17 protein-coding genes are annotated in these 21,054 nt (G+C 58.8%); 5 read left to right on the forward strand and 12 right to left on the reverse strand.

The annotated features are described in order from the left end of the window. Window positions 1–270 precede the first annotated feature (270 nt). Both QZ177_RS07285 and QZ177_RS07290 read left to right on the forward strand, forming a co-directional pair. Window positions 271–1,197, forward strand: coding sequence for a M23 family metallopeptidase (locus tag QZ177_RS07285; RefSeq protein ID WP_294176409.1), 927 nt, complete (start codon window positions 271–273; stop codon window positions 1,195–1,197). Between the two features lie 14 nt (window positions 1,198–1,211). Then, window positions 1,212–1,712: a polymer-forming cytoskeletal protein gene (locus QZ177_RS07290; protein WP_294176410.1), complete on the forward strand. Its 501-nt coding sequence runs from the start codon at window positions 1,212–1,214 to the stop codon at window positions 1,710–1,712. A gap of 168 nt (window positions 1,713–1,880) precedes the next feature. Here the strand turns inward: QZ177_RS07290 and QZ177_RS07295 are convergent, their stop codons facing one another. Beyond that, window positions 1,881–2,507, reverse strand: a complete 627-nt coding sequence (locus QZ177_RS07295) for a peptidase C39 (protein WP_294176411.1) — start codon at window positions 2,505–2,507, stop codon at window positions 1,881–1,883. 278 nt (window positions 2,508–2,785) lie between these two features. Between QZ177_RS07295 and QZ177_RS07300 the strand changes: the two genes are divergently transcribed. Continuing rightward, complete coding sequence (locus QZ177_RS07300) at window positions 2,786–3,217, forward strand: AtzH-like domain-containing protein (RefSeq protein WP_294176413.1); 432 nt, start codon at window positions 2,786–2,788, stop codon at window positions 3,215–3,217. Window positions 3,218–3,274: 57 nt separating this feature from the next. Here the strand turns inward: QZ177_RS07300 and QZ177_RS07305 are convergent, their stop codons facing one another. The 9 genes from QZ177_RS07305 to QZ177_RS07345 form a co-directional block, all read right to left on the reverse strand. Then, a complete protein-coding gene (locus tag QZ177_RS07305) occupies window positions 3,275–4,291 on the reverse strand; it encodes a diguanylate cyclase (RefSeq protein WP_294176415.1) in 1,017 nt (338 codons plus the stop codon). Window positions 4,292–4,449: 158 nt separating this feature from the next. After that, on the reverse strand, window positions 4,450–5,472 hold the full coding sequence (locus tag QZ177_RS07310; protein WP_294176417.1) for an endo alpha-1,4 polygalactosaminidase: 1,023 nt from the start codon (window positions 5,470–5,472) through the stop codon (window positions 4,450–4,452). Window positions 5,473–5,496: 24 nt separating this feature from the next. Next, window positions 5,497–7,494, reverse strand: a complete 1,998-nt coding sequence (locus QZ177_RS07315; protein WP_294176419.1) for a peroxidase — start codon at window positions 7,492–7,494, stop codon at window positions 5,497–5,499. Then, on the reverse strand, window positions 7,491–8,480 hold the full coding sequence (pelG, locus tag QZ177_RS07320; protein WP_294176421.1) for an exopolysaccharide Pel transporter PelG: 990 nt from the start codon (window positions 8,478–8,480) through the stop codon (window positions 7,491–7,493). The genes QZ177_RS07315 and pelG (QZ177_RS07320) overlap by 4 nt, the downstream gene beginning before the upstream one ends. Continuing rightward, window positions 8,477–8,968 (reverse strand): exopolysaccharide Pel transporter PelG, encoded by a 492-nt coding sequence (gene pelG, locus QZ177_RS07325; RefSeq protein ID WP_294176422.1) that lies wholly within the window; start codon window positions 8,966–8,968, stop codon window positions 8,477–8,479. Before pelG (QZ177_RS07325) ends, pelG (QZ177_RS07320) begins: the two co-directional genes overlap by 4 nt. Then, complete coding sequence (gene pelF / locus QZ177_RS07330) at window positions 8,949–10,391, reverse strand: GT4 family glycosyltransferase PelF (protein WP_294176423.1); 1,443 nt, start codon at window positions 10,389–10,391, stop codon at window positions 8,949–8,951. Before pelF ends, pelG (QZ177_RS07325) begins: the two co-directional genes overlap by 20 nt. Continuing rightward, window positions 10,391–12,217 carry a DUF2194 domain-containing protein gene (locus QZ177_RS07335; RefSeq protein ID WP_294176424.1) on the reverse strand — a complete coding sequence of 609 codons (1,827 nt, stop codon included), beginning with the start codon at window positions 12,215–12,217 and terminating at the stop codon, window positions 10,391–10,393. The genes pelF and QZ177_RS07335 overlap by 1 nt, the downstream gene beginning before the upstream one ends. Continuing rightward, complete coding sequence (locus tag QZ177_RS07340; RefSeq protein WP_294176425.1) at window positions 12,210–13,115, reverse strand: hypothetical protein; 906 nt, start codon at window positions 13,113–13,115, stop codon at window positions 12,210–12,212. Before QZ177_RS07340 ends, QZ177_RS07335 begins: the two co-directional genes overlap by 8 nt. Continuing rightward, a complete protein-coding gene (locus tag QZ177_RS07345) occupies window positions 13,112–15,247 on the reverse strand; it encodes a GAF domain-containing protein (RefSeq protein WP_294176428.1) in 2,136 nt (711 codons plus the stop codon). The genes QZ177_RS07340 and QZ177_RS07345 overlap by 4 nt, the downstream gene beginning before the upstream one ends. A gap of 359 nt (window positions 15,248–15,606) precedes the next feature. On the opposite strand from QZ177_RS07345, the gene QZ177_RS07350 reads away from it, so the two are divergent. Then, window positions 15,607–16,443 (forward strand): NlpC/P60 family protein, encoded by an 837-nt coding sequence (locus QZ177_RS07350; RefSeq protein WP_294176430.1) that lies wholly within the window; start codon window positions 15,607–15,609, stop codon window positions 16,441–16,443. Window positions 16,444–16,576: 133 nt separating this feature from the next. Here QZ177_RS07350 and QZ177_RS07355 read toward each other — a convergent pair whose 3' ends face one another. Both QZ177_RS07355 and QZ177_RS07360 read right to left on the reverse strand, forming a co-directional pair. Continuing rightward, window positions 16,577–17,560, reverse strand: coding sequence for a nuclease (locus QZ177_RS07355; protein ID WP_294176432.1), 984 nt, complete (start codon window positions 17,558–17,560; stop codon window positions 16,577–16,579). A 175-nt stretch (window positions 17,561–17,735) separates the two neighbouring features. After that, window positions 17,736–19,022: an LCP family protein gene (locus tag QZ177_RS07360; protein ID WP_294176434.1), complete on the reverse strand. Its 1,287-nt coding sequence runs from the start codon at window positions 19,020–19,022 to the stop codon at window positions 17,736–17,738. 471 nt (window positions 19,023–19,493) lie between these two features. Between QZ177_RS07360 and QZ177_RS07365 the strand changes: the two genes are divergently transcribed. Further along, on the forward strand, window positions 19,494–21,047 hold the full coding sequence (locus tag QZ177_RS07365) for a DASS family sodium-coupled anion symporter (RefSeq protein WP_009645810.1): 1,554 nt from the start codon (window positions 19,494–19,496) through the stop codon (window positions 21,045–21,047). Window positions 21,048–21,054 lie beyond the last annotated feature (7 nt).

A 21,054-nucleotide genomic window follows, 5' to 3' on the forward strand; every position in this document is an offset into this window, starting at 1 on the left:
TGCTGAGCCGTCCAAGAGCCAAGTCCGAAGGACGCAGGCGATTGGGCAACGGCTCGTATGCGAAAACGTCCCAAGAATGCAAGCGCGAAGTGCGCCGCATGATTGGCTGACGTTGACCGCTATAGATACAGCGCATCTGTGTAAATCTGGGCAACTTCATTTTATCAGCGTTTCCCTAAAACGTTTGATCTTCTCTTTTCTTCTATGCTATAATGATAACTGTATGAGAAAAAGTAGTATCATTCTTCAAAATCGTTGGGGGATCATGGCTTGAATACGAAAGGAAAGAAGCCGGACAAGCGTGAGTATACGCTGAAGGTCATCCCGCACCAGGGCGAGACAGTGCGAAGCTACAGCTTCTCGGTTCGGAGGCTGAAGCTTCTGGCGTGCGCTCTGGCAGCTCTTGGTGTGGTTTTACTGGCGGGATTCGGCTATGTATCGTACAGCCTTTGGAGCGAAGCGGCGGACGCGAAGGCGGAGACGCCCGCTGAGACGGGCCGCCAGGCGGAGCTGAAGGAGCTTGCCAAGGAGGCGCAGAATCTGCAGAGCGAGATGGAAAAGCTCACAGAGCGTGAGAAGACGCTGCGCCGCTTGCTCGACGAGGGGGCGGCGGACGAGCCTGCCAAGCATACGGGGCAGGGCGGGCCGGCTGTGCCGGCGGAAGTCTCGCAGGTGCGCCGTGCGCTCGATGCGGTGTCGCGTGGTCTGCCTGAGCGGCGCGAAAACCTCGCGGAGCTTGAAGCGAGATATGAGAAGCAGCGAGAAGAAGCGGTGGCGCGTGCGGCCGAAAAGGATAAGATGGCGCGGACGAGCGTGCCGGGAAATGTCCCTTCGGGCTGGCCGACATCGGGCGACATATCGTCACCCTTCGGCTGGCGTTGGAACGGCACAGACTTTCATCCAGGTATCGACATCGCCAACGATATGGGGACGCCCATCGTGGCGACGGCGGACGGCGTCGTGACGACGGCTGGCTGGAATGGAGGCGGCTACGGCAACATGGTCGATATTGACCATGGCAACGGCATCCTCACGCGCTACGGTCATGCGTCCGAAGTCGTGGTGCACGAAGGACAGCATGTGAAGCGCGGCGAGGTCATCGCCTATATGGGCAGCACGGGCTTTTCGACGGGGCCGCATGTCCACTATGAGATCCATGTCAATGGCGAGACGGTGAATCCGGCAAGCTATCTATAGGAAGTGGGGAGTCTATGTTTGGTGTGATGAAAAGGCGCGATGAAAGTTCCGCCTCAGGCGATATAGAAACGATCATCGGCAAGAACACGAAGATTCATGGCGAGGTCAGCGGCACGGGAAATCTGCGCATCGACGGGGAGATCGAGGGTGAGCTAAAACTCTCCGGCTCCGTAATCGTCGGGGAGACAGGCATGGTCACGGGCAACGTCTCGGCGCGCTCACTTGATGTATCGGGCACGGTGCACGGCAACGCGCAGACGGAAGAGGGACTGACGATCCACAGCGAAGGGCAGCTCATCGGCGATGTCAAGGTCAACGCTTTCCAGATTGAGGACGGCGGTATCTTCAAGGGGCGCAGCGAAATGAACCCGCGCGCCGGCATTGAACTGAAAGTGCGCCCGCAGCCTGCGGCAAGACCGTTGCAGGAACAAGTGTCTTCTGTAGACATTTCGGCGAAATCATCGTCGAAGATGGCGGCGCAGCTGAAATCATCGACGAAGGCGGAGAAAAAATGAAAGTCTGCGCCCGTATGACATAGCTTCTCGGAACTTTCATTAAGGGCGGCGTACTTTTGTCCGCAAGTGGACGTTTGTGCGTCTAGTTTGCCGTAAAGAAAGCCGCTGCATGAACCTTTCGGACATGCAGCGGCTTTTTTGATGCGATCTGCGCGGTCAATCCATCGTTCAGATGAAGTATTCGATGGATTTCTCTGCCGTGAGCTTCGTCGTATCGTTGAAGAGCAGTACGGCTTCGCGCGTATCTTTCTCTCCGAGTGCGTACAGCTCCTGCGTCTCACGGTTGAAGAAGGAGAAAGGGACGCGGCGGTTGTACCATAGGGGATGCTTCAGATCTATGCGCACAGAAGACTCTGCACCCTTGAACGGCTCTTCCTGATAATAGGGATCGAAGAGCAGGATTTCCTCATCCTCGATGCCCGTCATGAGCACATAGTGCTCGACCTCGAACCACAGGCGCACGACGGCGACGCCTTTGCGACACAGCGCGTCGTTGAGTCGGCTGCCTTCCCCGATGAATACTTCCTCGCCGCGAAGATAGCGGCTCGATACGGGGAGCAGACCTGCCCTGCCGAAGCCGTCGAGCCAGTTCGACAGGAACATCATCGCCATGCACGAGGTGCCGCTCTTGCCAGGGTGTCCTTCCTTTCCGTAACAGTCGAGGCAGTAGAGCATCGTATTGCGCAGGATCTCGGGCGGCAGTTCCTCACGCGAGAAGAGGAAGCTCATGGCATTGAGCATGGATGTCGGTCCGCAGTCGTATTCGGAAATTTGATAGTGAAGCGGTGTTTTCATTGTATGCGATTTTCCCTTTCCTTCATGTGGCGCATTCGGGCAGCGGCTCCTCTGCGCTAAAGTCTATAGAGGGCCAGATACGTCAATGCTAGTATAACATATCTTACCGAAGCTTAGCCAATCAGTCTGCGCCCTTCGGACTTGACCTCTTGGATTTTCATGGTAAAATAAAAACAGATGATTGTGGAAAATTTCAACATCGGGCAGTGTGACCCTTTGCCCCGAACGGGGTTCTTGCTCCATACGGTCACTCTCCCCATCCAAAGGAGGAATCGTCCATGACAGTTCGTGAAGGAGACGCCGCCATCGTAGAGCAGTTCGTCGATCTCTACAAAAAGACGCTGAATGATGCAAACACGGCGCTTGCAGACAGCATCTGGCAATCAGGACCGAAGACGTCCATGGTGCACCCGCGCGGGGAGGACGTCGGCTGGGAGAACATCCGGCAGCACTTCTACATTGATCGTCTGCAGAAGCTCTACACGGAGCGCCACTTCGAGTTCCGCGACCTCGAGATCGAAGTCTACCGCGATACGGCGATTGCCATGTACACATGGGACTTTCACGGCAAGCTGCGCTCCGATGGCACGGAGATCGAGCATAAGGGACGCACGAGCCAGACGTACCGTCGCACCTCGCAGGAAGGCTGGAAGATCCTGCACGCTCATATCTCGGGCATGCCGATCACAAACGAACGCCAGCAGATCTGACAGAAAAAGAGTGGCTTCCGCTGGGAAGCCACTCTTTTTTCATGTCAAGAACAAACCTCATCCCTTGATTTCGTCGTACATGCGGCAACGATTCGGCCCGAACCTGCGCGCTGACAGCATGGCTTCTTCCGCCTCATCGACCATATGATCAAATGACTCTGCAGGCGATCCCGTGACCGATATGCCCATGCTGAACGATACCGGCGCATGATCCTGTGGCTGCACGCGCAGAAAGAGATCGAGAATGCGCTGCGCGCGCTTTTCGATGATATCGATGGAGATGCGGCCCGAGATGAAGACGGCGACCTCGTCTCTTTTGACGCGCCCGAAGACATCGACGCCTCGGAAGTCCGCACGAACGGAGTCTGAGAGCGTGCCGATGTAGCCGTTGCATGCTGCCTCACCCAACGCTTCACAAAGCTCTTCGTAGTCGTCGATGCCAACGATGAAGAGCACACCCTTTTCACCGCGCAAGAGGTTCATGAGCTGATGGTTGACGAGAAGCTCCAATCCCTCGCGGTCAAAGAGCCTCGTCTGCGGATCGCGTTTCAGCTGTGCCTCCTGCCGCTCCATCATGTGCGTAGTATCGTGCAGCTCCTCCATGAGTCCGACGACCGCATAGATCTGTCCGTCCTCTGTCGCCAGGCTGCGATACGACGTGCGCCGCCAAAGCGGACTGCCGTCTTTCGTCTTGACCCGATACTCGACGACATCGTCGCGAATCCTCCGGCAGGCGTCTGTCAAGCGTGCGAGCACTTCCTCGCGCTGGTCGGCATCCGCGAGCACTTCATTGGTAAAATAGTCGTAGAAGTTTGCCCTATGTGCTTCTTTCATTTCTTCGCCAGGAGCGGTCTGCCAGAGCGTCGTTTCATCTTTCGCCACTTCGTAGCGGTAAGCGATCACATTTGTCTTTTCCAAGAAGACGCGTAATATCGCCTCTCTGCACGCCTCCTCCCGCCCCTTTGTATCTTTCCTCGCTTCTTGCGGCATGGGCTGAGGAATGCCCAAGGTTTCCATAGGGTGCGCTCCGCTGACCTTCAGCGAACGCTTCCTTCTCATGTCGGTGCTTTTCATCGGTAAAACTCCTATCCGGCCGCTGCAGTTCGAGACGAGTATAAATCCCTACCGCTGTGAAACAGCCTTTCTTTCATTATAGAACAAAAGAAAGATTTTTTCAAAGAAAATTCTTTTCCGGTTTTTTTATGGAAATTTACAGCGCCGATCAGACAGAGCTATTTCATCCCCGATTCCTTGAAATATTGCCATGCGTCCATGACGTCGAGGAAGGCGCCGTCGAAGCCGGCGGCGATGATGCGGTCAAGGTAGGCGTCCTCCCTGCCGTAGAGGATGTCGTGCCATTCTCTTGACCAATAGCGCGCCTTGTAGCTGCCCGGCCATTCGGGATTCGGCTCGGCGAGCCAGTGCGGACGCTCGCTGTCCCATTCCTTTTTCCAATAGGGGCGGTAGTCCGCCGCTTCGCCGACGCTCATGTAAGAGAGGACGAGGCGGCGGCCGCCGTTCGCCTTGTGCTTGAGACGGGCAGTTTCTGCAGGTGTGAGCGGGCGGTCGCCATAGTAGAGGTCGACGATCAGGAGGTCGTAGTTCGTCGCGGTGAGCGCGTCGAGGTAGGCTTCGCGCGTGGGAAAATGCTCGGGGTTCAACAGCGCGAGGAAGTTTTTCACCTGCTTGAGGCGCGTGACATCCGCCGCATTTTCTTCCTGCGGCGCATGCGCAGGAATCACATCCAAGAGGCGGTCACCGGCTTCAGAGATGTAGCCGGCCGCATGTCCGAGCGCTCCGACCTCGGCGATTTTCTCGCCCTTCACATAGTCGAGCGTGAAGACGGAGCGTCCTGCGAGCAGCGGCTTTCGCAGCATGGCGGCGAGGTATTCTTCCGTCTCTGCATCGCGCCGCTCGGGCATCTCTCCTTCTTCCTCATAGCCGTCATAGAAGACCGACTCCATGAGGATGCCGTCGAGCGTTCCGATGAGCCGTGCGACGTTTTCCTCGGGATTGTCCTCCGTCACTTCCAGAAGCCCCACGGGGCCGTTTCCGACGAGCAGGAAGTCTTCCTTACGGGCGCGTGCATAGCGGCCGAGCGCTTGCGTAAGATCGACCATCGCCGTTTCCGGCACGACGGCGGTGCGTGCCGCGGCGTCCTTCGGCGCATCTGCGATAAAGGGCGTCTGCTGCAGCCCGAAGAGTCCCGCCGCTCCCAGAAGAAGCGCGGCAACGCTTTTTTTTATTTTCCCCATACACACTCCTTCGCGATGACAAAATCAGAACGACTGCTGATACCAGAGCGCAGTGCCCCAGCCGTTGTAGCCCGCGCCGCCCACGTCGCTTCTCACATAGCGTTCGACTTGGAACGTGAGATTCCTGCGCTCGCTCGCCTTCCACGCAAGACCTGCGATCAGCGAGCGGCGCTTGAAGCCGCTGCCCGTGTTGAGTGCTGTGCGCAAAGGATCGTAGGTCGTGCTCACGTTCTGATAGTGCGCCATGATCTGCCACGTCAATTTGTCGGACACGCGGTGGCGCAGGCCGAGTCCGTAGTACTGCCGCGCGACTTCCTGCGAGGCGATGCCCTTGGCCGCCTCAGTCAGCGCATAGATGGAATAGAAGCGCAGTTCGTCTTTTGGGGCAATCATCCCGTTATAGAAGAAGCGAAGCTCCCAGTCGTCGCCGTCGCGGTAGTGCATTTTGCCCGTAATCGTGCGGCTGTCTGTGTCCACCGCGTCCTGTACGGCGCTCGACGTTGCGTTGTGGTAGAACTGCACCATATACGATTTCCTATCTCCCGCATGGAGGTACTCGATTTCCTGCGCGAAGATGTTGCCCGGCGATACATGCGCATTCGGCACTTCCTTCGAATAGTCGTAGCCGCCGCGCATGGCATAGCTGAACCTCCCCGTCAGACGGTCGCGCTCGCTGATACGGTGCGTGACTTCGACGCTCGGGATGAACTGCCAGCCCGCACCGAAGTCGGTGAAGCGTGCGAGTCCTTCGGGTACGGCAGCACGCTGATAAATCTTGCTCTCGCCCGTCGGCAGGTTGACCGAGAGGCCATAATGGACGCTCGTCCGAGGCTTTTCATTGTGAATCGTAACACTGAGCTGCGTATCCGTCAAGCCCGAGACGCCGCTGTCAAATCCCGTATGGGATTTGACGTAGCCCGCAGAGATGCCGTAGTCGAGCTTCGTCTTGCCCGCGTGCGTGCGCGAAAAGTACGAAAGCGGCAGATAGAGCTGATGTCCCGCTCTCTCGCCGCGCCATGTGTAGTACTCGACACCCGTCTCCGCGCCCGCGCCTTCGCCGAAATAGGCGAGATCGTGCTCGCTCTGGAGGAGCCTTCGCTCGGCAGCCTTCTGCTCGTCCGCCGCCTGCAGCGCCCAGGCTTTCGCCTCCGCGTCGTACGTTTCCGCTTCCTCCTTGTTCTTGCGGCTCTCGGCGAGGTCGGCTTCGCTCGCTTGGGCTTCCTGCGTGTAGTCGGCGACGAGTTCGCGCGCATCGCGCTCCGCGTCCTCCGCCTGCTCGCGCAGAGCCGTCAGCGCATCGAGCTGCGCTTCCATCGCATCGAGCCTCGCCTGCGCCGCATCGACCTCGGCGGAGACGGCCGCGAGCTTTGCGCCGGCCGCGTCCGGCGTCGTGCCGCGCTCGGCAGCAAGGGCTTCTTCGACCATGCGCTGCGCGTCGACGATGCGGTTCTGCTCGTAGCCGACTTCTGCAAGGATGCGTGCGACCACTTTCTCGCGATCGGGATTCTCCCCGCCCGTCGTATCTGACGCACGCGAGAGACTGTCCGCCTCGCGGTAGAGCGACTCCAGTGCCGTGCGCTGCGCCTCGACCTCGGGTGCGTAGTCTGCCTCAGCGTTCTGCGCCGCGATCGCTTCTTCCGTTCGCAAGGCGCTCGCTTCTTCGGCCGACGCGAGCGCCTTGCGAACGGCGGCGAGATGCTCTTCTGCCGCGCGCAGGTTTTGGATGGCAAGCGCGAGGTTGGCGGCGGCATCCCGCGTCGCTTCCTGCGCCTCGACGAGGTTGGCGCGCGCGCTTTCCACGTCCGCCCGTGCTTCGGCGAGCGCCGCGAGAGCCGCGCGGTGGGATCGTATCTCGTCTCGGACGTTCATCATGTAGGAGAAGTAGCCGTAGACATCGTGCAGGGCGTCGTGGCTCGCCGCCGACGCCGCGCCCGACGTCATGCCGAGAGCGAGCGTCAGGGTGCAGGCTCTCTTGAGGAGTGCGAGCGCCCTGCGACGTTTCATCTTCTGTAGTATGCTCATGCTTTTTCCATCCTTTCGAGATCGGGAAGCTCCTCTCCGTAGAGCCAATATGCGATCTTTTGGAAAATCCCCGCGTCCGCCCGATAGAAGACGGGCTGTGCGCAGAACACATAGTAGTTGATGCCCTTGGCGAAGCGCATCAATGCCCAGATGCCATAGGCGAGCGCAAGCGTCGTCGCGAGGAAGAAGCCGAAGCCGTAGCTCTTTTCCCCGAGATAGAGAGAGAAAAGACCCAGCGCGAGATTCCCGAGCGCCGCAATCGCGCCGATGCGCCAGACGCCGCTCTGGAAGTCGAAGTACTCAAGCATGATCATGAGAACCTGCAGAGCGCCCGCGAAGAAGGCTGCGAAGAGCATGACGTTGAACATGTTGACCGAGTTGTAATCGAGTCCGGCAAACGACAGCACATAGTTGCCAAAGGCCAGAAAGACGAGCGTAAAGACGAACTGGAACTCGAACGCCTGACGCAGCTCGAACCACATGACGTAGAGCAGATCCTTTCGCGCGTCCTCGATCATCTGAAGGTTGCCGCCGTGCGTGATGGAGGTGAAATACTGCGCGTAGCGCTCGTAGAAATGCGTCTCCACCTTGACGACGAACATCGTCGTGATCGGCAGGATGGAAAGGAGCGCGTAGAAGACGACGACGTCGTAGCGCGGCGCGTAGAGGAACGTGTCCTCGATGAGCACGCCCCAAGGCCCTTGCCAGATGAGGATGTTCGGCAGGAAAAGCCCGAGCGTGTAGCCGAACGCGCCGATGAAGAGCCGCCCGTGTCGCCCGAGATAGGGCAGGAAGGCGAAGATCATGCCGTCCTTTGGCAAGCCGAAACGGCTCGTCACATAGAGGAAGAAGAAGAGGACGAGTGCGCCCATGCCGACGTCCATGGCAAAGAGCGCCGCCGCCGCAGGCGAAAGCCACGCCAGCTCCAGGAGGAGCGCCGCGAGCGCAACGCTTAAAAGGACGCCCGCAAGGTAGCCGAGAATCAAATCAGGTACTTGAAGCGCTTGACCGCCGTCAGATAGACGCTCGCGGTCCAGACGAGCAGCAGTTCCGAAAAGAAGAGGTACGACAGGAGTTTCAGCTCGAAGGCGAGCGGCTTGTCCCAGAAGAAGAGCGCGGAGGCGGCAGCGCCGAGCACGAGCAGGATCGCGCTCATGCCGAAGAGCGACGGCGTCACATCGCGGTAGTGCTGCACGGTGATGCAGTCCGCGAGGTAGCGCGTCAGGACGATCGTGAAGCCGCACGAGAGCAGCTGGGAAAACACGAAGGAATAGACGATGGCGCCAAGATAGACCGCCGATTCCGCCTCCGGCGTGCCGTGGAGCTGGAAGAGCGTCTGGATCAGCAGCACCATGCTCGTCAAGAGGGCGAACGGCCCCGTCGTGACGATGGCGGAATACGAGTACGCCTTGAGATGCCCCGTCGCCGTGCGCGCCCGAAAGAGACGCTTGAGTTCAAATCCGACGCCCGCCATGTGCCCCCTCCTTTCCTATGTCCTGATAAGCTTTGCGATACGACTCAATGAATTGTTCGTGCGTGTAGCGCGACTTCGTGCGGGCAAAGCCGATGGCCGCCATCGAGCGGCGCAGCTCGTAGTCCTTCGCGAGCCGCACGATCTCGTGCGCCATCGCCTCGTAGTCGAGCGGCGCGACGACCGCGCCCGCCGTGCCGAGATCGTCGCCGCTGTCGCCGTAGATCAGCTCGCGGCAGCAGCCGACGTCCGTTGTCACGTAGGGGCGGTGCGCCGAGAATCCTTCCAAGACGGCGAGCGGCTGCCCCTCGCTGATGCTCGACAGGACGAGGATGTCCATCTTCGGCAGATATTCGGCCACAGGGACGGAGCCGGTGAAGGTCACATCTTCAAGTCCGAGCATGCGCACCGTGCGATGGCAGACTGCAACGTAGTCGGGATCTTCTTTGAGTCCGCCCATGACGACGAGGCGCGCGTCGGGCAGTTCGCGCTTGACGATGGCGAAGGCGCGAAGGAGCGTCAAGATGTCCTTGATGGGCACGACGCGCACGACTGCGCCGATCGTGATCGGCCCCTTGTGATTGAGAAGCTCGGGAACGGAAGAGAAGCGCTCCATGCGCACGCCGTTCGGCACGATCTCGATCTTTTCCGGATCGCAGCCGAGGTCAGCGGCGATCTTGCCGTTGTGCTCGAAGAGTGTGTAGAGGCGATCGGCGCTGTGGTACGAAAGGCGTGCGAGGTAGTAGAAGTAGCGAATCCACACGCCCTTGAAGTCCGCCTTCGCCCAGTCGCTCTTCAAGATTTCCGCCTCGCGCTCGCGTGAGTAGATGCCGTGCTCCGTGATCATGTACGGCTTCTTGTATCGCGTCGCCGCCATGCCGCCAATGACGCCCGAGTAGCCCGTCGCGACGCTGTGGTAGACGTCCGCCTCGGGCAGCTTCTGCTGCAGCAGGTAGAAGAGGGGCAGGAGCATCGAGCGCATCGTCCAGAAAAAATCCGTGAACGGCAGATTTTCGTACTGCTCGCGATAGACGCGTACGATCACATCGAAGAAGTCGCTCGACATGAAGACGGCGAGCGGCGACTTCCAGCGCCCGTAGGCGAAGACTTCCAACAGCCGCTTGAGCGGGATGTCGCGCTCGCCGCGCACAAGCTCGTAGAGCGTCTGGCAATCGTCGTGCGTCAAGATGCCCTCAAGCATGTCGGAAGCGCGCAGGGAGAGGATCTCGTCGAGAAACACCTCCTCGATGCCGACGCAGTTCGCGGGCAGCTTGAACTTGAACTTGCCGCGATCCTTCATCTCCGCGCCGATGGTGTAGACGACGAACTCATGCTCGGGAAGCCCCTCCATGAGCATCTGAATCCACGAGGACACGCCGCCTACGACGTAGGGATAAGAACCTTCCGCCAACAGACAGATGCGCATCACTTCTCTCCTTTCCAATAGATGCAGGCTCGCGCCTCGCTCGTGCGGACGAGGTAAACGCCGTCATCGGCAAATTCAGCCGTGCAGCCTTCCGTGCGTTCGATCTCCTTCGCCGTGCGCAGCAGGAAGCGCAGCTCGCCGCCCGTGCCCCACGAATAAAGCTCCAGACGATCATCCGTCCGGCGCACGCGGTAATCCATATCGAAGTAATCCGAAAAGAGCGGCAGGCTGTCCGAAATCGTTTCCGCCGTCAGCCACGGATAGCGCACGCGGATCTTGTGCATGAAGCTCTTCAGCCCCTCCGACATGCCCTGCCACGTCATGTTCGCGCTCTCCTCGTAGAACAATTCGTCCGGATGGATGAAATGCGAGAACACGCCGATATAGTTCAGCGCACTGATTTCCTGCCAGAGCATGAGCCCGTCATCCTCATGACCCGAGCTGATGCGCGGCAGTTCAAAGACGCCGTCCTTGCGCTCAAAATCCTGATAGTAGGCGCGCTCATTCGCCGGCCCGTCGAACAGAGAGCCGAAGGCGATGACCTCGGGGAACACCTTGCGGATCGCGGCTTTCCCCTCGGGACTCATGATGTTCGACGGTGGCACATAGAAGCGGAAGTCGTAGTCGGGATAGACGGACTTGACGTAGTTCCTCAGCTCGCGCAGCGCTTCCTCCATATCCGCCTGACTTTCCCACGGCACATAGTTGAGCCGCGACTGTCCATAGCCCGCAGGGGCGAGCGGCTGATGGTTGTAGCCGTGCAGGCCGAGCTCGCCGCCCATGTTCAAAAGTTCGCGCCCGTAGATGATTAGTCCGTCACGCGCCGCGCGTCCGCCAAGCGGCCGGAACGGCCCTTTGACCTGTGCGCCGTACGTCTCGATGATGGCGCCTGTATAGCGGATGTCCTCCTCCTGTGCCAGACGGCGGATGAACGGCCACCAGATCTGGCGGTAGAAGGTCTCCGTATCTACGCCGAGTTCGTCGTAGATGCGCGAGAAATCCCCTTCGGGCACGGGGGCGGGAAAATCGTCGAGGACGAAGATCTTCACGCCGACGACGGGATAGATCGCATCCTCGCCGCAGTGCGCCGCCATCGCCGTGAAGATGCCGAGGTTCGTCTTGTCGTCACGCTCAACGCCGTTGTAGGCGTAAATGTGCCCCGTCCCCAGTGATTTTTCCCAGAGAAGCGGCACCCCGTCGGCGCTTTCGATCTGCACGGCAGCGTCCTTGGTCAGATCGACCGTATTGACTTGCGTCGTAAACGCCGAATTTTCGCCAAAGCGGAAATCCTTGCCGCCGACGAGGAAGTTCGTCCGTATATGGATGCCGTGAACATCGGCAGTCTCGCCTACGGATGCGATGCCGAAATCTTGCAGGACGGCGGCCGGCAAAGGATTTTCGGGCGTCTGCTCGATCTTTTGCAGAGCGAGCAGCGTGCCGCCCGAGCGCACATAGTCCAAAAGCGCGGGCAGCATCTTCACCGCGTCCAAGCGCCCCGTCGCCAGAGCGACGCCCTGATATGCGCCGTCAAAGGGGCGCGTATCGTAGACGGTGCGGCTCTCGTAGTCCTTGCGCTTTTCCTTGAGGATCTTTTCCATATTGTGCCGCGCATACATGCTGAGGACATCGGCGGGATCATAGACGATGAGGAACTTCTCTCGCGCGATTTCCTCCCCTTCGGGCGGCATCGGCCGCAGGACGCGATCCGCAAGCGTGCGGTTTCCCCGAGCGTCGAGATGAAGAAAGCCGTCGAAGCGGCTGTATTGGAAGAAACAGCCCAGAAGGAATGCGATGAAGAGCAAAAGGCAAAGACTTCGCTTATTCACGCGCCGCACCTCCTTCCCAGTAGCGGATCGCCTGCATCGCTTCGTTCGTCAGACGCATCGGCAGTCGCTTGAGCGACTCGATCGTTTCCTCCATCGCCTCGCGCTCATGCGCCGCCTGCTGTATTTGAAGCGTCAGGAGAAGCGGCAGCTCCGCCTCGGGGAGGCTTGCGCGAAATGCGGCGCAGGCTTCTGCCGCCTCCTTCAGGCGCTTTGCGCGGATCAATGCACGGATGCGCTCGGCGTGGTAGGCTGGATGGTCGGGATGGCGCTCCGAGAGGAGGCGCAGCATCTCCATGTAGCGCATGCGCTGCTGCTCGCGCGTCACGGAGTCGCCGTAGCGGCGCAGCAGAAACTCGCGCACCTTTTCCACATACTTGTCGAGAAGCGCATCGTCATCCACGCCGCGCTTGATCGCCTCTTCGAGCGCATAGATCTCCTCGCCGAGCTGCTCCATGTGCGCCGTCATCATCGATACGGCGTAGTAGGCGATCTCGCGGTCGCTGTCATGCACGGCCTCGTTGAGGATTCCCTGCCGCTCCACGACGTTCTGCTTGATGGCGTCGGTGAAGAACTTGCGCTTGAGTTTCGGATCGTCCATCAAGAACACGTCGCGCAGCGGCACGATGTCTGCATTGTACGCATGATCGCCGAAGGACATGCTGAAGTCCTCCTCCTCTTCCTCCGACCCCGTGCGCTTCATGAGCCCGAGCGCATGACCGAAAAGCTCGTAAAGGAGCAGCAGAAGAAGCCCGAGACCGGGCAAAGCGACGGCAAAGACGCCCTTGGCCGCCGCTGAGATCCGACCTCGGAGCTTTCCTTCGATCGCCATATAGACGGCGACCAATATGAAGTATACGAGAAGCAGGAGTCCTGTTCCTGCAAACAAATCGCTGATCATAGCGAAAGGCTCTCCCCCGTTTCAATTCCCGCCTTTTCCAAGCGGTTACGCACCATGTCGAGCGTCTTGCCCGCGACGTCGGGCAGAAGGAGGGCAACGCCGTCTGTCGTCGCGCCGATGAAGTCTTCGGCGCGAATGCTGTTCGCAATCTTGTGATCGATCTCTCGGTAGTTCTCGTCCTTGACGTTGACGGGCAGCAGCGCGACAGGATAGTCTGCCTGCATGCGGCGGCGCTCGCGAAACTCCTCGATGACCTTTTGGAACTCCTCGATGCGCAGGATGCGCGTCTCGTCGATGTATTTGCGCCCTGCCGTCTCCTGCTCCCACGCGTAGGCGCGTCCGAGCGAGCTCGAAACAAGGCGCGCGGTAATGGAGAGGAGGTTCTGCTCATAGAGACTCCACTGTTCGAAGTCCAGATGATAGATCTGCAGGACGGCGATCACTTGCCCTTCGTAGGAAATCGGCGCGGCGAGATCGGGCAGCCCCTTAATGAGATCGCGGTTGACGAAGATCTTCTTCTCCCGGAGCATTTCCTGCAGATACGGATAATCGTCAACGCGCAAAGAGCGCGGCATCTCACCCGTCCGGCTTCCGAGGCGCACCTTCTGTCGCAGGTAGTAGCCGCCCTCGCCGACGACGTAGACGACGACATCCTCGACGTCGAGGATGTCTGCCGTGACCGAGGTCGCCTGCGTGAAGAGGTTCTCCGTCTCGACGGAATCGAGGCGCGAGATGATGCGGTAAAGGCGGCCGATGCTGTCGTCCGAGTTCACGATCTGGCGATAAAGACGATCTTTCACGGCGAGGTTTTCCTTGAAAAGGCTTTCCAAAAAGGAATAGCGATTCTTCAGACGGCGCTTGATGCGCGTGTCGGCGAGCTGCTGATAGCTCGCGCGATCGGCGAAGTAGCCCGTCAGCACTGCGACGAAGAAGTACGAAACGAAGTGCAGGAACTCGCGCGGATTGTAGAGCATCGCCACAAGGTCGCCGCCTGCCCCCAAAAGGCTGTGCACGAGCAGCGCAAGCGAGAGCACCGCCGCGATCAGCGCCTGCTGCTTGCCGTAGAGAAGTCCCATGCAGCCAATGTAGAGGAAGGCGAAGTCGAACGCCGTCATGGCGTTCACCGTCGTGCCGCCCTGCAAAGCGCCTACGCCCGCCGTCAAAGCCGCGCCCGCGAGGTTCTCCGCGTAGGGGATGAAGCGCTGCTGGAGGCGTGCGAGACGTGCGCGCCGCGACATCGCGCGGACGTCCGCGACGCGCGTATCGTGCATCGCGCACATCGTCTCCCACGTCTCCTTGAGCCCCTGCGCGAGAGGACGCACGGGACGCCAGCCGAGTTCCTTTTCTGCGATTGCGCTTTTCAAGATAGCGCGCCCCTGCGTTTCGCGCGGAAGTGCCGCCTCCTCCGTGCGCGGGAAGAACTCGCGGCAGATCGCATAAAGCTCCTCCATCGTCGTTGCCGCAGGTGCGCCGATGTGCAGATGTGCGTCATTGAAGTCGCGTGCCGCCGCCTGATAGATCGCATAGACTGCGTCACGCGCATCGAGAAAGCCGCAGGAGATGGCGGCCGGCTCAGTGTAGCGCGGCAGCGGACGATTCATCAGAGCCGCGCCGAAGAGGCGCCCGATGAAGCCGTCGTCTGAAGTCTGTCCCGGCGCATAAAGCTCAGAAAGGCGCACGATGGACACGGAAAGTCCCTGCGCACGCCAGGAGAGCCCCATAGCTTCCAAACGCGCGAGCAGCGCCCCCGTTTCGCCCTGCGGCTGGAGCGCTGCGTCTTCCAGCGGCTCTGTCCCAGGCGCAAACACCTCGTCACCCGAGAGCAGGAACACGCGCCGTACCTTCGAGGCGCGGGCAAAGCGCAGCATGGCATCGAGGCGTCGCACTCCCAGCACGGGATCGCACTCCAAACGATAGATGAGGAGATCGAGATTCTCCACGGCAAAGACCATGCCCGCCTCAGCGCTCTCCAAGGCGCAGTCATACGTCTTCATGCCTGCGGGCGGGCGCTCCTCCACGCTCGCAGAAAGGCGCGAGACGTCCCACGCCTCCTTGCGAAAACACGCGGCAAGCAGCTGCTCCAAGAAGCGCGGCAGCCCCGCAAACATCACTTTTTTCGTCCATGTACTCATATTCTTGTCTCAGGCTCCATTCGCTTGACCTTTATTCACCATCCGACGCAACAGGCAGTGTATCGTTTAGCAAAGGACTTTCTGTCTATCAACAAGACGGTGAATATGGCAAATTCTGTATTTATCCGCCTAGAATTACTTGCTTTACTAGTATATATGACTCATTATTTTATGGCAAGCCTTTATCCACATGTTCTGTAAATCTTATAGGATTCTTTCCTTTAAGGACAAAGGGCTCACATAGAGCCGATACCCTTCAGGCTTGACTTCTCGGAGTTTTACAGTATACTTGAAAGCAACGATATAAAAGCACAGATATATTTAAGGCGATTGCCGCTGCGTGGAAAGGATGGGATGATATGCGCCTCTGTCGTTTGCGCAAGGTCTTTCTTGCTTTCGGACTTGCCGTATTCTTGTCGGCGGGCACGGCCTTGGCCGCGCCGATCCTCTCGGAAAACTCCCATGGGCACGACGTCCTCAAGCTGCAAAAGGAACTGAAGCGCACAGGCTACCTCAGCGACGAGCCGGACGGCATCTTCGGCAGCCGCACGAAGAGCGCGGTTCTTGCGTTCCAACGCGCCCAGAGCCTCAAGGAAACGGGCGTTGTCGATCGCGAGACATGGAGCCGCCTGCAGGAGCAGCCTGCACGAGACGCTTCTCCCGCACCTGCGCCGCCCGCCGCAAAGCCTGCGCAGGGCGGCTCGATCGCCTTTCCCAGTGTGAAGCCAGTCGATGATACGGCGGCGGAAGCGCCGGGCAAAGAGAACGTACCCGCACTCGAACCGCGCATAAAAAAAGCGCCCGAGAGCGCTCCGTTCCTGCAGCGAGCCAAGGTGGCGGCCGTCATAGCGACGGCGAAGAAGTACATCGGCACGCCGTACAAATTCGGCGGCACAACGCCGAAGGCGTTCGACTGCTCGGGCTATCTGCAGTATGTCTTCAAGGAGAACGGCATGACGCTGCCGCGCACGGCGGACGAGCAGTTCAAGCTCGGGAAGAGTGCGAAGACGGCGGAGCTTGAAGAGGGCGACCTCGTCTTCTTCGAGACGTATGAAAAGGGCGCGTCGCACTGCGGCATCTACCTCGGCGGCGGCAAGTTCATCCACGCCTCGACGAGCAAAGGCGTGCGCATCGACGAACTTTCGAGCGACTACTGGAATGCGCATTATTACGGCGGCAAGCATATTGTACGGTGAAGGGTATCGTGCAGTTCAATAGAGGCGCTTTTGCACACGAAAAAGGGGCCGTTGCACATGATTTGTGCGACAGCCCCTTTTTGGGGTAATGTGTAAGCATCTTTTTCCAAACAGCGGACGTTTGTGCGCGTATTTACAGCAGATGATGCGCCTTTGCCAACTGCTCGATCTTCTTGATTGACCATTGAGATATATCGGCGATGCTTGTGAGATCGTATCCTTTCTTCAGCATGGAAAGGATCATGCCAGATTCTCCCTGCTCAATGCCCTGCTCAATGCCCTGCACGATGCCGCGCTCGAAGATGCCTTCGCTCAAATTGCACATGGTGTTCATCTCCCTTTCCATATCGCTTGAAACATCAAGATCGAATTCAGATTCGAGAATCTTCTTCTTTTCTGCCGCAGATTTTGCTGTATCGCGAAATAAGAGCTTCAGAAAGCGGACGAGATCATTGCCCGAGTCATCCGCACCGAGGTAAATCATGATGATGTTCAGCAGATCATAATCGCTTTTTTCTGCTTTCGTGCGATGCAGAAAGTGACGCTCCTGCATATCGTAGAAGTTGATGGCGCTCTTGTCATCAGGCGCATCCATACAGATCCAGACGGAATAAACCTTCTTGATGTCATTATAGTTTGATTTTGCAAACTCCGTTTCCTTCTGGGAGGAAATCAAGCGGCAGGCATAGTATATGGCTCGCCGCAGCAGCGCGTAACCGAGACGGCTGTGCGACTGCGTCTTCTGAGCTTCAATGTTGACGATCAAGGTGATACGCGCACCTGTCTGAGGCACTTTCGCACGGAACAAAATGTCGAAACGAATCCATCCTTCCGTGGGATTGGCGCTCTCCGTATTGTCTCCGCGAATCTCCTTCGGAATCCGCCTTGCAGCGTTCGTCTTGTCCATATCGACGGGGATGACGCCGATTTCCGGCTCGCCCTCGATGCATCGACCAACGATGGTTGCAAGATCGATTTGACGAAATTCAGGAACGACGCCCTTGAGGATTCGCGCCACGACATCTTTTTGCGCGAGCAAACGCTTGGCATGCTGATCGTAGGCAGGGTTCGCATAGCCGAGCAGCAGATCCTCCGGCGTGATGTTCGATGACGTCATGGCAGGCGGCCTCCTTTTTTTCTCTTTACTATCATACCATGATTCCGGAAGCTTCGCCAGAAATTCTTCCCATGTGCATCAGTGACAGACAAGGTTGATGAAGAAGGCGCTTTTGCACACGAAAAAGGGGCTGTTGCACATGATTTGTGCGACAGCCCCTTTCGTATGGGGAGCGTCATTGCGTTTTCTGCGTCTCGGCGCCGGGGGTGGGTGCAGCAGAGGGTGTCGCCGCGGGCGATGCGCCCGAAGACTTCGCCTCCGTACGCGTGCGCGAATCGTCTGCGTCCTGTGCCGCGCCTTTCTTCTCTGTTGACGAAGCGGACGACGAGCGATCCCTGCCGCCCTTCTTCGACTCCTTCTCGTCCGCGTCCTCGCGGCTTGTCGAACTCTTCGAGGAGCTTTCGCTTCTGCCCGAACTTTCGCGCTTGGGACGGCCGATGGAGGTGTCGCTTGCAGGCACTTCGGTTGCGCCCGCGGGGATCGAGCTTTCGTACTCGTGGCTCTCACGTTCCATGGCGGCGCGCATCGAGGCGTTGACATCGATGTCGAGTGTGTTGGCGACCGTCTGGCGAAGCTTCATGATGTCGGGAATCCAATAGCTGATCCCCGAGATGTAGAGCGGACGCCCTGGCACCATGTCGGTCTTGAGGCCATTCTTCTGCGCCTCCTTCAGAGTGCCCGCGAACTCAAGCATTTGGCGGAAGGAGAGGTCGGTTTCGATGGAATCCATGACCTCCTTGATGACGGAGGGCAGGCGCGTGATGATGGCAGGCGACGTGAGCTTTTCCATGACCGCTTTCATGAACTTCTGCTGGCGCTCGATGCGCCCGATGTCGCCCTCCTCGTCGCGGTAGCGCACATAGGTCACAGCCGTCTTGCCGTCCATGTGCTGCATGCCGGGCTTGAGGTCGATGAGGAGGCCGCCGTCGTCGTCCCACGGATCTTCGTAGTACATGCGCTTCTCCACGTTGATGTCGATGCCGCCCAAGGCGTCGATGATGCGTTGGAAGGAGTGCGTGTTGATGATGATGTAGTGGTCGATGCGCACGCCCAAGAGGTCTTCGACCGTGCTCTCGCTGAGCTTATGTCCGCCGTAGGCGTAAGCGGCGTTGATCTTGTCGTAGCCATGCCCCTTGATCTTCACGCGCGTGTCGCGCGGCACGGAAAGGAGCGCTGCCTTGTTCTTCTTCGGATCGATCATCGTGACCATCAAGGTGTCGGAGCGGCCGACGTCGTCTTCTCTCTGGTCGACGCCCATGATCATGATGGTCGACTTGTCCTTTGCGGTCAGGAGATGCTCCTCGTCCGCTTTTGGCTTCTCCTTGTCCAGGAGGCTCGTCGAAGCGAAGAGCGCACCCGCCGCAGCGGCGGCAAAAAAGAGGAATACGACGGCGACATAAGGCCAGATGCGCCGCTTCTTTTTCGGCACGGCAGGAGGCGGAGAATTTTTCTGCAAGATCATACCTTCTTTTCAGCATTTTTCATATCAAGTTCCAGCAAGGCGGCGTCCGCTTTTTACAAAGCGGACGTCCGTACAGGCCCAAGCGAAAGGAACACGGCACGCATGGGGTGATTCCTCGCCCGCAAGGTGTTTCTCCTATTATAAAAGGTCTTGTTTCTTTACGCAAATGATATTTTTCCATTTTGGGCGGAATTAGGAGGATTTCACGAAAAAGAAGGGGAAAATCCTGCGCATGAGCATGTGGACGTTAAGCAAGGGATTTTTTTGGTTATTATTTCCTCTCGAAGCTGCTCTTTCCTATTGTAAAATCATCTAATTTATATTATCATAAAAGCGTGACGATTCCGGAGTGCTATGCGTCGATAGTCTCTGGTTATGGAACGGGTGCTCCATGCCGTTCTTCGAAAGGAAGCACCGATAATTGAGTACGACTTATCAGCGCTTCCCAAACAGCAATGGAGGTGTTAGTAAATGAGTACGGAAACAAAAAGCCAAAGCGACAAGATCCATGAAGCCGAGCTGGCGTTTGACCGGAAAAGGCGTACCTTCGGCATGATCTGCGGGCCGATCTGCGCCATTCTCGTCATGATCACGCCGATTCCCGACCTGCCGCTTCCGGCGCACAAGCTCCTGGCGATCATGACGCTGATCGCTCTTTGGTGGATCACGGAGCCGATCCCCATCCCGGTGACGTCGCTCCTCGGGCCGACGCTCGCCGTCATCTGCGGTGTCGTGGGGGCGAAGGACGCCTATGCGGCATTCGCGAATCCCATGATCTTCCTCTTCATGGGCGGATTCATCATCGCCAAGGGCATGATGATGCACGGACTTGACCGAAAGTTCGCCTTCGCGCTCTTGTCGATGTCCTGGGTCGGATCGAACCCCAGGCGCATCTTCCTCGCCGTCGGTCTCGCCTGCGCACTGTGCTCGGGCTGGGTCAGCAACACGGCGACGGCAGCCATGATGTTCCCGATCGCGCTCGGCCTTCTGGAAGCGATCAAGGAAATGTTCGCTGCGAACGGCAAGACGATCGAGCTGCACGAGTACAAGTACGCCACGGGCCTCATGCTCATGACGGCCTATGCGTGCTCCATCGGCGGCGTCCTAACCCCGATTGGTACGCCCCCGAACATCATCATGCTCGGTTTCCTCGACCAGATGGCCGGCATCCACATCTCCTTCTTTGAATGGATGATCTGGGGCTTCGTCGCTATGGTCGTCTACTTTATCATCGCATACTTCATCCTCGTCAACATGTTCCCCGCCGATGTCAAGCGCATCGACGGCGCGGAGGCTTTCATTGCCGAGAAGCGCCGTGCGCTCGGCGGCTGGACGCGCGCGCAGAAGAACACGCTCGTCGGCTTCTGCGTCGCCGTCATCCTCTGGGTCACGCCGGGCATCCTGAACATCATTCTCGGCCCCGATTCGCCGATTCTCAAGATGTACAGCAAGCTCTTCCCCGAAGCGATCGCCGCGATGGCGGGCGCTCTCCTGCTCTTCTTCCTGCCCGTCAACTGGAAGGAGCGCGAGTTCACGCTGAACTGGAAGGACGCGGCTGCCGGCATCGAGTGGGGCACGCTGATCCTCTTCGGCGGCGGTCTTGCGATGGGCGGCATGATGTACAAGACGGGGCTTTCGACGTGGGTCGGCGACTGCATCGTCGGCTGGATGGGCGGCGAGCCGTCGCTCTTCATGATGGTCGCGATCTTCTCCGTCATGGCGCTTCTCCTGTCGGAGCTTTCGTCGCACACGGCTGCTACGAATATGATCGGCCCCTTGGGCGTCACGGCCGCCATGGCGGCGGGCTTCAGCCCGATTCCCGTCGCGGTCGGCATCGCGCTCTCCTCGTCGCTCGGCTTCATGCTGCCGGTATCGACGCCGCCGAACGCCATCGTCTACGCGTCGGGCTATGTGCCCATCACGAAGATGATCAAGACGGGCGTCTACATCGACTTCATCGGCATCTTCTGCGTGACGATCCCGATCGTGCTCTACCTCGTCGAGTTCATCGTCGGCGCGCGCTGAAGGCGGG

Source organism: uncultured Selenomonas sp., from assembly GCA_905372355.1.
In the GTDB taxonomy this organism is placed as follows: Bacteria; Bacillota; Negativicutes; order Selenomonadales; family Selenomonadaceae; genus Selenomonas.